5 protein-coding genes and 1 rRNA gene are annotated in these 14,304 nt (G+C 44.6%); all 6 read left to right on the top strand.

Annotation, left to right across the window (positions count from 1 at the left end):
- Position 1: 1 nt before the first annotated feature.
- Entirely contained in the window at positions 2–784 is a 783-nt protein-coding gene (locus tag NTY76_01960; protein MCX5677851.1) for an electron transfer flavoprotein subunit beta/FixA family protein, read from the top strand.
- Position 785: 1 nt separating this feature from the next.
- Positions 786–1,991, top strand: coding sequence for an electron transfer flavoprotein subunit alpha (locus tag NTY76_01955; GenBank protein ID MCX5677850.1), 1,206 nt, complete (start codon positions 786–788; stop codon positions 1,989–1,991).
- A 128-nt stretch (positions 1,992–2,119) separates the two neighbouring features.
- The gene (locus NTY76_01950; protein MCX5677849.1) at positions 2,120–11,494 is read left to right on the top strand and encodes a hypothetical protein; all 9,375 of its coding nucleotides are present in this window, start codon (positions 2,120–2,122) and stop codon (positions 11,492–11,494) included.
- Positions 11,495–11,628: 134 nt separating this feature from the next.
- Positions 11,629–12,834 (top strand): tyrosine--tRNA ligase, encoded by a 1,206-nt coding sequence (gene tyrS / locus NTY76_01945; GenBank protein MCX5677848.1) that lies wholly within the window; start codon positions 11,629–11,631, stop codon positions 12,832–12,834.
- 10 nt (positions 12,835–12,844) lie between these two features.
- Positions 12,845–13,477, top strand: a complete 633-nt coding sequence (locus NTY76_01940) for a tetratricopeptide repeat protein (GenBank protein ID MCX5677847.1) — start codon at positions 12,845–12,847, stop codon at positions 13,475–13,477.
- Positions 13,478–13,850: 373 nt separating this feature from the next.
- A 16S ribosomal RNA gene (locus tag NTY76_01935) occupies positions 13,851–14,304 on the top strand; the annotation flags it as partial.

Here is a 14,304-nt window from a genome sequence, read left to right as displayed (position 1 = left end):
CGTGAATATAGTCGTCTGCATTAAACAGGTTCCCAACACCACAGACGTTAAGATCGATCCTGTCACCAATACGCTGATCCGTGACGGAGTCGAGAGCGTCATCAATCCTTTCGATGTCTATGCTATCGAAGAAGGCGTGAGGCTCAAAGAGCGTTTTGGCGGTAAGGTCACTGTCATTACGATGGGTCCCCCGCAGGCCGAGAACGCGTTAAAAGAAGCGATCTCTCTCGGCTGTGATGAAGGCATTCTGGTGAGCGACCGGAAATTCGCCGGTTCGGATACATGGGCGACGAGCTACACTCTCTCCTGCGCGATAAAAAAGATTGAAAATTTTGATATTATCCTCTGCGGAAAGCAGGCCTCGGACGGCGATACCGCGCAGGTTGGGCCCGGCATATCCACTCACTTAGACATACCTCAGGTGACTTATATAAAAAAGATCGAAGAGATAAAAGAGAATAGGGCAAGGGTCGAGCGCATGACCGAAGAAGGATACGACATTGTCGAAACGCCGCTTCCCGCGTTATTTACCGTAGTCAAAGAGATAAATACGCCGCGCCTGCCTTCTTTAAAAGGTATGATGAGGGCGAAGTCGGCTAAGATAACCAAGTGGACCGCCGACGATATCGACGCTGACGCTAAATCGCTCGGGCTTGACGGTTCTCCGACCAGGGTCGTGAAGATATTTTCACCGCCGCCCAGAAAAGGCGGGGAGATAATAAAGGGTGATGCCGTTGAGGTCTCTCGTGAATTAGTCCAGTTACTTAAGGATATAGTTATATAAGATGCCTGCCTCTATCCAGATAATATTGCCTAAATGCACCGGGTGTACACTCTGCGTGAGGACCTGCCCGTTTGGCGCGATATCGATGGCCAATAAGAAGGCCGTTATCGATATGGCCAAATGCACGTTATGCGGCGCGTGCGTGACCGCCTGCAAGTTCAGTGCGATAGAGCTTAAGAAAGACACTGCGCCGGCGACGAAAGACCTGAAGAGCTATAAAGACGTCTGGGTCTTCTGCGAGCAGAAAAAGGGCGTTATACAGACGATATCTTTTGAATTGTTGGGCGAAGGCAAGAAGCTTGCCAGGAAACTCGGCGTAAAGCTGTGCGCTGTTATTCTCGGTGACGATATTGAATCTAAGATAGGAGAGCTTAGCGCCAGAGGCATCGATAAGATCTATATTGTCGATGATCCGGTGCTTAAGAATTATCAGGATGACCCTTATACTAAAGTAATAGTCAGTCTGGCTGAGGAATTTAAGCCGGAGATAATTCTCTGCGGAGCTACAGTGATAGGCAGAAGCCTTATCTCGAGGGTCGCGATAAAGATAGACGCTGGCCTTACGGCAGATTGCACAGGACTTGATATAGACGATAAGGAGAGACTCCTCTTACAGACCCGCCCAGCGTTTGGCGGCAACATCATGGCCACCATCATAACCCCGAACCACAGGCCGCAGATGGCCACTGTCCGTCACAAAGTAATGAAGGAGGCTGAAATACACAAAAGCCATAAAGCCGAAGTCATCAGGAAGAAATATTCAGGAGACATCTTAACTTCGAGGACTTCGCTCTTAGACATAGTTGAAGAAATAGAGGATACGATCAATCTGGCTGAGGCCGATATAATAGTATCAGGCGGACGCGGGCTGGGTTCCCCTGAGAACTTTTTGATGGTCAAGGAGCTCGCCAAAGTGCTTGGCGGCGCGGTAGGATCTTCGAGGGCTGCTGTAGATGCCGGCTGGATGCCGTATTCGCATCAGGTTGGCCAGACAGGGAAGACCGTATGTCCTAAATTATACATAGCGTGTGGTATAAGCGGCCAGATCCAGCATTTGATAGGAATGCAATCCGCGAAAGTGATAGTAGCCATCAATAAAGATCCCGATGCGCCGATATTTAAAGTCGCCACGTATGGCATAGTCGGCGATATCTTCGAAATAGTTCCCGCTCTCACCAAAGAATTCAGAAAAGTTCTCAAGAAGTAATCTGTTAAGTCATAAAAAATTAAGTTTACTAGTCTTGTATATCTTAACTTATGCAGGTATACTTACGCTTAGGGACACAAATTTTTTTTGACCAGTTAATTTACTGATTTAAAATGAAAGCATTAGATATGATAGACGCTAGATCTAATACTTACATGGGCACGTTGCTCCATAATAAGCCGTTTAAGGTGATCGCCTGCTTAATCACCTTGACGGCTTTTTTTGTCAATTTGTTCTTCTATGATTTAGCTCTACTTCGCCCTTTGGGCTTCGTAGGGCGAGCTTGGGCTGATAGTGCGTCTGCGGAACTTATTAGCCAAAGCATTATTAAGGAACTGGATCCCAAGACGTTTGCTCTTCCACAGTCTCTTGGCACGATAAAAGATGCCTGGACCGTCGCCTTGTCCGCTTTTCGGCGTGAACATCCCTCCCCGATCGTAATTCAGATTCAGGACGCGCATTGCAACTATAATGCCCAGAAAAAGATCGCTGAAATTATCAAGTATATCAATGATAATTATGGGATACGCGCTATTAACCTGGAGGGTGGAGCCAAAGGCTATGATCTATCCGTATTTACCTCTATCGCAGACAAGGAGGTAAGGGAAAAGACCTCTGACTATTTTGTGAAGGATGGCCTGGTGAATGGCGCTGAATACTTCGCGGTGAATAATCCCGAGAAGGTTACTCTCTGGGGCATAGAAGATCCGGCGCTCTACGTAGATAATCTCAATGTTTACAGGAATTCCTTCGCACACAAGGATGAGGCCGAAGTATTTTTAAAATCACTCAGCTGTATACTGACAAATCTTAAGATCAAGATTTATTCAAAAGAACTCCTGGAATTCGATACAAAATATTCCCAGTATAAAGCGGATAATCTGGGATTTAAAGAATACCTTGCCTATTTATTGAGTGAGGCTAAAGCTAAAGCGATAGATATTAAACCCTACCACAACATATTTTTGCTGAACCAAGCTCAGCAGGAAGAATCCGCAATAGATTTCAATAAGGCGAATAATGAGCGGGATCAGCTTATCGATATGCTGCACAAGAAGCTGTCAAAAAACGCCATGGAGGAACTTGTCGTAAAGACGGTTGAATTTAAGGCAGAGAGGATCTCTCAGAAAGATTTCTACGCTTATCTTATGGACAGGGCAAAGAAATCCGGCATTAACCTGCAGGATTTGCCTGAGTTTACGAAGTACATAGTCTACATAGCGCTGTATGACGCGATGGATAAGATGAAGGTTATGGACGAGATAGATATTTTAGAGACAAAGATAAAGGATGCGTTTTTCGAGAATGAAACCCAGAGAGACCTTGCCCGGCTTTCCAAGAACTTCGCGATAATGAAAAATATATTCAACATATCTTTAACGAGAGACGATTACCGGTACTATGAGGCAAATGAAGGGGATTTCAGGCTCTCCAATTATGAGCGCTTCATCGACGCGAACGCTCCAAAGTATAAGATAACGGCAACGCTCAATGGAAATATTAACGATATCGATCGTTACCGCGAAGAGATATCGAAGTTCTATGAGTATTCATTTAAACGTGACAGCGCATTTGTAAAGAATCTTAAGTTTGCGGCCGATGGGCGAGCGCCGCAAACGGCCTCCATTCTAGTTACAGGCGGCTTTCACACCGACAATCTCTGCGAAATATTCAGAAAAGAAGGCATATCGTATATATCGATAATCCCGAATTTCAAAAACGATGAAGGCTATAAGAGCCCCTACTTCAAATTATTATCAGGTAAACAAGACATTATGGATCCGCGTCTCGCAACGCTGTTCAATTCATCGCTTGCCATAGCAAGCATCCTTAACGAACTTGGCATAAAGGTTGAAGGCGATGATTTTGAGCGGCACCTTAGAATAATGATTGCGTTGAAAGCTAAGATATTGGAAATGAATATAAGTAATCAAGGCCTGGTGGTGGTATTTAATGGTGATAATAGGTTGGTTATAGATGGAGAGCTTAATGTAGTCAATTCTTCCGAAGCTGGCCTACCAAGAATTGATGTCAACAGCATTATTAACGAGTTGCCTGTGCTGACAACCCCGGTAGCTACTGCGCCAGCGCTGTCAGCTCCACACACTACACAGCCTACAGCGTTGCCTTCGTTAAGAACGTATCTTGAAAATATGCAAAAAGATATGCGGGAAAATATGCCTAAAGACATGCCAAAATGTATATCGAATAATGCTGAAATAGAAAAGGCTATTGGCATCTCACAAGGCAATTTAAGAGGCGGTAATAAGGTAGCTAAAATATTATTGGAGATCGGATGTGGTAGCGGGAAAACAGCCTCTGCTATAGCCAAGAAAAATGGAGATATGGGGATCATTGCTACAGATATATATGATCCGAAGTCCAGGGCTCCAAAATATAAGGACTATGCAAATATGTTTGCGCGCGGAAAGTTACCGCTGGATGAACTAGGCAATCCCCTGAATAAACCCTTGGATAATCTATCAGTTGTTAGGGCTAGTTCCGAAATACTCAATTCACTACAGGATAATTCCATAGACTATATTCTTCTGGTCAATCCACAACCGGAGGCTGTGGAGGATCTGTTTACATTATTAAGAGACCCCAACATTTTGAAGAAGCTTAAGCGTGGCGCCGAAGTTGTAATTAAGCCGACAGGGGTTTTTGGCAGTTTGCGCAATAAGATTGAAGGTTCGAGCGAAAAGGCTGGTAAAAAGCTGAAATTCATACCTATTCGTGAAAAATACTTGAATACTGATATTCCATTGCCAACGGATTTTTATATTGCCGGTAATAATGAGTTATTTATTTGGAAAAATGAGCCAACCCTTGCCAGAAACTATCCGCCGGGAATATATCGGACCGAGGTCACTGTTATTGAAGGCAAGGTTACATACGCTTTTTATAACGAAAAAGGCGATATTGTCGGCGATACACACACTCTGTTCGAAGGACAGAGCATAGCTGTTACCGCAAAAATAGGAGGCGGGGCTATTCTTGTGGAGTCCTCAGCGAGGACCACTACGGCATACGCGCCGGGCACGTATCGCACCGAGGTCACTGTCACCGAAGGCGTAGTCTCAATCGTAACTTATAATGAAAATAACGTTATTGTCGGCGATAAGATTCTCCTCTTCCCCGGCAATAGTGCATCTATTATGGGCGGGATCAAAGAACCTGTTTCTGCGTCAGTTACCTTAGAAACTAAGCAAGCTTTAAGAGATACTATCCTTCGTGTCTCAAAGCTCGAATCCATGCTTAGAGACGCTGATAGCTGGGCTGCCCGCAATGTGGCGATGGAATCTCTGAGCGCCATATATCCCATGCTTTATAGGGAAGGTAAGATAGCTCTCGAAAAACTCGAACTTATGTTGAGAGACAGTGATTCCGATATCCGCCAGGTTGCCGCAAAAGCACTCGGCGCCATATATCCCGAACTTTACAGAAAAAGGGAGATGACTCTTGAAAGGCTTAAGCTTATGCTGGCAGAAACTAACTGGGCTGCTCGCCTCGCGGCGGGAGTATCTCTCGGCGCCATATGTCCTGACCTAGAGTCTAACGACCAGCAAGGAATTCTTGAGAAACTCGAATCTATGATTAGGAGCGACACTTCTATTGTCAGGCAGGCGGTGTCGGAATCCCTTGGCGCTGCGTATCCTGTGTTATACAAAAGGAAAGAAAGCAAAGATATATCTTTATCAAAAATTATACTCATGCTTAAAGACGGCAATAACTGGATCGTTAATTTGGCAGTGATATCCCTTGGCGCTATATATCTCAACCTTGATGATCCTAATGATCGGCAAACGGTCTTTGAAAATCTTGAGCCTATGCTGGAAAATAATAATTATGTTATTCAACAGGCAGCGGCAAAATCTCTCAGCGCCATATATCCTAACCTCGATCCCATGGAGAAGAAGAGAGTTCTCGAAAAATTTGAATACATGCTGAAGCACGATAGGTTCACTGCTAACCTTATAGCAGGGCTATCTATAGGCACCATATATCCCAATCTTGATGCTGTAGACCAGAATAGAATTCTCGATATATTCAAATCCATGCTGCGCAATACCGATGTTTCTCGAACAGTGGCAGAATCTCTCATTCTAATATATCCTGAGATCTATAAAGAAAATAAGATAACTTTGGGAGAGCTCGAGTCTATGTTGGGAGAGGCTGATGGGTGGGCCTCTCAGATGGCAGCGGCAGTATCCCTCATCGCTGTGCGCCCCGACCTTGATCCTGCGGAAGAGGGTAGAATTTTTAGCATACTCGAATCAATGCTGACGCCTGCTAATCCTGATGATTGCCGCCGGGCTGCAGTATCATGCATCAGTCCTATATACGCGAATCAGGTTACTGGCTTCTTAAACAGCCATGCCGAAACCCTCCATAAATATCCAGGCGATGATCTTGTGAGCATCTATCTAAAGTTACAATTCGACTTATTAAAATTAACCGAAAAAAATACGCCGCTTATCAAAGAATTCGATAACCTTAAAGCCCTCTTTACCGAGAAGAATAAGACTTTAGAGGAGTCCCGCAGGATAGATGAAGCGAAGTTCTGGGAAGAATCCACAGCTACCGTTGTAATGCTTGCGGACATCATGGGCAAAGACGCTTTCGCATTCTTGAGGGGTCTCTTGGGGGTAAAAGACCCATTCAGGCTCAACAGGTTTTTCGAGGCCGTAAAACTATATGATACTAACACAATAAAAGCGCTTGAAGCTCTCTACTCGTCTTCAGATAAGAAAGACCCCGGCTCTTTCCAGAAGATACTCGAGATAGCAATGGCGTATATAGACTTAAAGAACACAGATGCGTTTATTTCAATACTAAATGCCTCCGCAAAAAATAAGGCGCCCCTTTCGAGGACATATAATACGCTTGCCGAAAGATATATAAAAGATCTCGCGAAGTCTCTTGATATCGATGCTTCATCCGTGAAGCCGGAGGTGTTTGCGCAATTCTATATGCCCTTTATAGGGAGGCTGAAGGTGGCCATGGATTTCATTATTGAGCTTGACCGAAAAACTGGAAGCTTCGATAAGACGAGGCTCTTCAAATCTCTTCTAAAAGCCACGTTTAACGATACATTTAACACATTTATTACAGATATCACTGATAACAATGAGGAAGGCAAGGATCTGGCTCTCCACAACGAGAAAGTAAGGGAAGCTATTAGAAAATCAGGAATAAACCCAGACAAATGGTTAAACTATTCCTACGAAGAGGGCTTCTCATTCTCGGACCGCAATCTCGAGGTAGATCCCGAAAGCTACATTATGGGTACGGCACACCTTATAATAAAGCTATACGACTGCTTGCCATCCGGTAAAAAAGAGAGCTTCCGCAATTTTATCGATAACGATCTTCAGCTTAAGATATCAGATGATAAAAATGCCAAGATACGTCTTGTGCCTGCCAATAAGGAAACTGCACCTATTAGGAATAAACGTCTGGAGCTCATAAGGATATTTTCGGAAAAAGATTCCAAAAAAAATCCCGTCAATATCGATAAGCTGCTTGATTCCAAAACTATCGGGTTTTTCGAGCGCAATCTGAAAGACAACGTCGAGGTACAGGAAGCCATAGGGCACCTCAGAAGCTCCCTTCTCGAACTCAGGAAACTCATCACCGACGCTGAAGAGGTGATGGATCGTGCCAAGAAGAGCAGGCACTTCACTATTAAGATGTGGAATAGGTCTCCGGCGCATGATCTATTCCTTGGAGACTTTACCGGTTGCTGTATGGCTACTAATTCACGCACTCATTTCGAAGCCATGATAGACCACTTAATAGACCAGGGCATTCAGGTGGCGGAAGTGATAGACCAAGACACTAATAAGACGATGGCGCTTGCATGGCTCTTTCTGGCTAAAGATAGCGAAAAGCCTTATCTGGTTATAGATAACATGGAAATAAGCGATGATTACTCGATCATAGAACCTTTAAAAGCGAAGATTAAGAAGTCTCTTATAGATTACACCATAGGATATGCTCGGAACATAGGTGTGAAGACAGTCCTGGCAGGTCCTTTCGGGTACAGCAAATTTAATCTGGTTCAGCGCGGTAAGGACGGCGTGGGTGACTATATCAGGGAAGATGAATTTAGCCTTGACAAGATAGGCGGGTATTATAACGAAACCAAATATTATCTTGAAGCACTTGTAGGAGGTTCCTTCGAAGGCCATGTTATAGCGGAAAATATAACCGCCGTTACGCCAGCCGCGCCCGCTATAGCGGCGCCGACAACCACGATAACTGATCCTATAATAGCTAAGGGTTATCTTGACAAGATCGAATATTTAAAGAAGAGTTCCGATCCGAAACTTGCTGCGGATTATGCTAGAGCCAAAACCGAAACTGAACGTAAGTGGCAAAAGAATCCCGGATGGTTTGCGGAAGAACTCCGCGAGGCAATAGGGGGCAGAAAATTGGACGGAGGGGAATCCATCTTCTTCCAGGTCGATCCGGAAAGAAAGTCAGAGGGAACCTGCTGGACCCTGGAAGACGCCGTGCTTAATTTGATTAAGGAAAAAGGAGTAGAACGTATAGAGTTAGTTTCAGATACAGGAGTGATCGTGCCCGGCACTCCAATTTCATTCTTGGCCAATCGATTTGATCTAAATTCCGAATATTCTCCGGAAAGGCTCGAGATTATTGGCGCAGCATTACGTAATGCTGGTGTTAAAGTTGGTCTTCACCACAGGGTCTTACAAGAGCAGGGAAAAGTAGACAAGGAATCAGTCGCTCGGGAACTAATGGTGCTCGAAGCGCTCAATCCCGAAGCAGGTTATCTTCTTTTGCATGTCAGCGCTGCTCAAACTACTCAGGCATTAGAAAAGAAAGGCCGCTCCATAGATCAAGTTGTGGACGCAGTCGTCCAGATAGCCGAAAAGAATAAACAGCTCGCCGCAATCGGTAAAAACAGGATAGCCGCAAATATCGAAAATTATGAATTGTCAGATGAAGAAAAATTTGATGATGGCAATCAGCCTTTATCCCCATTAGACGCTAAGAATTTTGTCGAGGCTTTAAAATATATATACGAAGGAGCTTCAAAGCGTTTGGAGAGCAAGGGTTATACCGTACCGGAGATACAAGAAAATTTATTACTTAATGCAACAGTCGATCTTTCCCATCTTGAGATCTGCGGAAATGATGCTTTTGTAGAATTGCTAAAGTTTTACCGGGGGCTGGAAGATCTGAATATTCCCGTTCGCGCCACCAAGCTTCATGCCGCTAACTTATTAGGGAAAGGCATACTTAAAAAAATTACAGATACCTTCAGTTCTGCCGATGCCCACCTTAGCGTCTCTGACGAATTAGGGATTATAGATATGGAAGCTTGCACTGCTCTTATTAAGGCATTGACTCTAAAAGAGGAGGATCTGCCCACGATTATCGTAGAACAAAAATACCATTCCGCATCTGCTGATTTTGATAAAGTCGATTATAAAAGCAAGGTCATAGATACAGGCAATTTTGAAGCTGTAAGAGTGGAGGGGGCCAAGCTTATTAGCGAAAACGCAGGCTTAGAAAATGCAATAAAAGACATGGTGGATGAGAATCAAAAAGCAGCCTATCAATTCTATGTCGGTTATTATGCGGCTAAATACGCTGGAGACGTTGTCGCGCTTCAGGCAAAATTAAACGCACAGCTAAGAAAAATGCAAATGGTTAAATCCTTAGCTCTTGAAGGCGTGGATTATTCAAAGGCGGAAGGGGTAATAAGAGAGCTGGTTCAGGAATTTCGCGCTGTTGAGTCTCCCATGCTGCAGCGATCGGCTATGATTACCCCTCCAGGCATTGTAACTACGCCTGCTGCCGCTTTGTCGGAAACCGAGCGCACGGCGATCATGGATATGCTTGCCGAACGGAACTGGTATTATCCCAAATTATCAGAGAACGACAAAAAGTTATTTAATGATAAGGTCCTAGGGGGCTTGAAAGAGGGGTTCCAGGATATTATAAAAGATATGATTGTTGAATATCTCAAAGCGAACAAAAAACTTATGGTTAAAGATAAAGAGATAGATAAGTCGCTAATCAAAGGAATATACATATATGGAAGCTGGTGTTATGCTCCTCCAGGCAGGTCGCCTACAGATATAGATGTAATTGTGGTTGTAGAAGGTATTAATGAAAATCCGCCGATGGAAACCATCACTATTACTGACCCAGACCGATGGTTTGTTGACAGAAAGCGCAGCGTTGAAAAATGTGATGTTAAGATCCTGAGCGCGGAAGAGATGTTCTCCGGTGCCCCTAAAGACGAAGTGCAGTTGGTGGAAGAGGCAAATCTAGGAGGACATGCGATTCCTACAGATGGTATGGATTCGATCAAAATATTGCAATCGCTGAAGCCTCCATCCAAAGAAACGCTCCTTATGGCTGTCGAGGACCTTCTGCTTGCCGCCGAATTATATACTATCGCTATAGATGCAAGCGATAAAGATAATATAGTGGGAGCCCCTAATCTTATTAAATCGTGGAGCAGATGGGATGAGGCTTTTAACGTTCTTTCCTATCTTATGGCGAATTATGAGTTGGTAGATTCCGAAAAGCGGGTAATACAGGAGTTGTTAAGCGAGGGACCGGGTATACAAGATGCGATTAAAGAGAATAATATGGGTATGATATCGGATAAATTAAAGGGCTTCAGAGCGACGTTAGATGCACAGCTTACTCTATGGACCGCTATCTTCAATAACAACTCCGTGCCTATTGTGGGCAAGGTCGAAGCACCTGTGACTTCCGTGTCGCCGGACAGAGAGGCTTATCTGGGGGATCTATCCGGCAAGGCAGACGCGTTGAAAGCTCTCATTGAACCGCAAATTGAGGCTGCGAAGGCGGTCATAGCGGATATCAGTAAAGGTACCGCGGATATCATTATAATGCCCGGTTCCGATATTTATCTGCCGAAGCAGACAGCGGTAAATCATGATACTGTGAGAAAACTTCATAAAGACTATGGTCAGGATACGGTGCCATATAGTTATAAATTCGGAGATGATTGGATGGAGAATTTGAAGAAGCAAGTCTTGCCGAAGGCCATGTCAGAGCTTCAGGATAGGATAGGTCGCGGTGACAATACCGCCCGTGCCATAATATTTGCCCCATCTGAGAGGGAAGGGGTTGCAGTTGTTAAAGAGGTTGTAAAAAATACATATCCGCAACTAACCGATTTAGTATCGGTCGTCGGAGAAGAAAATATACCGGACAGCGGCATAATCGACAACGTGATGCATATAGTGCTAGGCAAAGGTCTACTTAATTACGGCAGATATGGTAAGGACATGACGCCGGATTCTAAAAGGCTTCTCGTGGATCTTATTAAGTCGCTTGTTTCTAATCCGGGAGCGATCGACCTTGTTAATGATCCGAACATAGTAAATAATATCCTTAATGGTTTATTCCCGTTAAGGATTAAGCCTATAGACTTTAAAGAGATAGAAGAATGGAAGGAGATGCAGGACGCGGTATTAACGGCGTTGTAAGAGTGTTTGTTTTTGATTTTTCCCGAGCTGCCGGAATTTACGGCAGAGCTTACTAGCGTCGGCTCTGCCGCTCCGGTGGCTCGGTTTTTTGATATAGGTTGACATTGTCTTTTTCACTCTGTAAAATACAGGCTATGGAAAAAGATATAGATAAACAATTAGGCCTTATTAAGCGCGGCACCGTTGAGATCATCCAGTCTGATGAGCTCAGGAAGAAACTTGAGCGTGCCATTAAAACCAATAAACCACTCGTTATAAAAGCGGGATTTGATCCCACCGCTCCTGATATTCATCTCGGCCATACTGTATTATTGAGGAAACTGCGCCATTTCCAGGATCTTGGGCATAAAGTAGTATTCCTAATAGGTGACCATACCGCCATGATAGGTGACCCCTCGGGACAATCGAAGACAAGGCCCCGTCTCACCAAGGAAGAGGTGATCCAGAACGCCAAGACGTACGAACATCAAGTATCCAGGATTCTTGACGTAAATAAATTACAGATCAGGTTTAATAGTGAATGGCTCGGCAAGATGGATGTTGCCAAAACTGCCGAACTGATGTCCCGTTATTCGGTCCAGAGAATGCTTGAGCGCGATGACTTCTCGAACCGCATAAAACAGCAGAAGAATATCACGATGCTTGAATTTCTTTACCCGCTCCTCCAGGGTTACGATTCAGTAGCGCTTGAGGCAGATGTCGAGCTGGGGGGGAATGATCAGAAATTCAACCTTCTTGTAGGCCGTGACGTCCAGGGCGCTTATATGATGGCGCCTCAGGTTGTCATAACGATGCCGCTACTAGAAGGACTAGACGGCGTCCAGAAGATGTCCAAATCTCTCGGCAACTATGTCGGGATAAGCGAGAATCCGAAAGATATGTTCGGTAAGCTGATGTCGGTTTCGGATGAGCTCATGTACAAATATTACGAGCTTTTGACGGATGAGGATACAGCTAAGATAAAAAAGGATGTGACAGACGGCAAGCTCCATCCAAAGGATGCCAAGGTAAATCTGGCAAAGATAATCGTCGGCCAATACCATGGCGCGGAAGCCGCCTCATTGCAGGTATTAGAGTTTGATAGGGCATTCAAAGATAAGGGTTTTCCTCAGGATATAACTTTGCAGGATATTTCGATAGGGGATAAACCGACTATTATTTCGGTCCTGGTCGATGGCGTTAAGATCCTCGCCAGCAGGGGAGAGGCGAAGCGTAAAATACAGGAAGGCGCAGTCGAGCTAGATGGTGCCAAAGTGACCGACATCAATATTACTCTTGCATCAGGTAAAGAATACCAAATCCGAGTCGGAAAGAAATTCGCAAGAGTCCTGCTTAAGTAACCACAATATTATGCCCACAAATCAAAAAATAATCACGGTTTTAATTACGGCATTTATTCTCGTCTCAGGCGCGATAGTCGTCTCGGCTGAAGAAGATGCATCTACGTTATCGTCGCTGGGAGAGGCATGTCGTAAAGAAGGCGACTACAAGAAGGCTCTGAAATATCTGGATAAGGCGATATCGATAGACCCGAAATATCCTATGGCATATATGTATAAAGGCAAGGTCTATTTCTCTATGCAAAAGTTCGAGGAGGTGGGCGAAGAGTTCGATCTATTTAGGGAGAATATGAGGCCTTTGGCGGCAAACGACGATATTAAGCAATTTTACATCGAAAGCCTTCACGACATCTGTGCTATATATTTTGAACTGAAGAAATACGAGAGGGCTCGCGCCATATTGGATGAGATATTGAAGCTCTCTCCCAAGGACCAAGTGGCTATATATAATTCAGGGATATACTATTATGTTTATGAACGTAATAGGTCGAGCGCATACAACCTTTTTTCAAAAGCTATAGAGATAGATCCGACTACCCATACGGCTGCCAAGGCCAAGTATGCCATTGAGTTCATGAGGGCCAATTCGGACCCAAGGATGGAGCCGGATTTTTCATTTATAGACCAGGAATACAGGGATTGATCCCAGGTGTACTTTTTTTAAAAAAATAGTTGACAAGATTTAGAATTATGATATATTGGGGACCTGCCTAGTGGCGGGGTAAGACCTTGTAAATGCCAGGAAGTATGATATACTTACTGGCAGCGCAAGTGGTCACCCAAAAATGGAGAAGTTATTGAATATTTTCCATTGACATTTTAGGGTTATGAAGTAAGCGGAGGATGCGACAGACATCGTCTCGATGTCTTTTTTATTTTAATCCACCTTCTGGGTGGATTTGTTGTCTCTGCTCTTTAACAAAATTGAATGAGTTTTGACCGACGTACACCCCTGCAATTTTAGATTAATTTTTAAGATTTGCGGGAATAAGCCAAGATTGTTCTCTTTAGTTTTACAATTGGAGAGTTTGATCCTGGCTCAGAGTGAACGCTGGCGGCGTGGATTAGGCATGCAAGTCGAACGATACCGCAAGGTATAGTGGCAAAAGGGCGAGTAACACGTGAGAAATTTACCTTTGAGTGGGGAATAACCTTGGGAAACCATGGCTAAAACCGCATAAGACCACGACAGGGCATCCTGTTGTGATCAAAAGGGGGGACCGCAAGGCCTCTTGCTTGAAGATGATCTCGCGTCCTATCAGCTAGTTGGCGGGGTAATGGCCCACCAAGGCTTTTGACGGGTAGCTGGACTGAGAGGTTGGTCAGCCGCATTGGGACTGAGACACTGCCCAGACTCCTACGGGAGGCTGCAGTCGAGGATCTTTTGCAATGCCCGAAAGGGTGACAATGCGACGCCGCGTGTGTGATGAAGGTCTTCGGATCGTAAAACACTGTCGGCCGGGAGGAATC

This window comes from Candidatus Omnitrophota bacterium (genome assembly GCA_026387175.1).
Taxonomy (GTDB): Bacteria; Omnitrophota; Gorgyraeia; order 2-01-FULL-45-10; family 2-01-FULL-45-10; genus CAIMPC01.
Note: the sequence above shows the minus strand (reverse complement) of the source record. Positions and strands in the feature narration are given on the sequence as shown.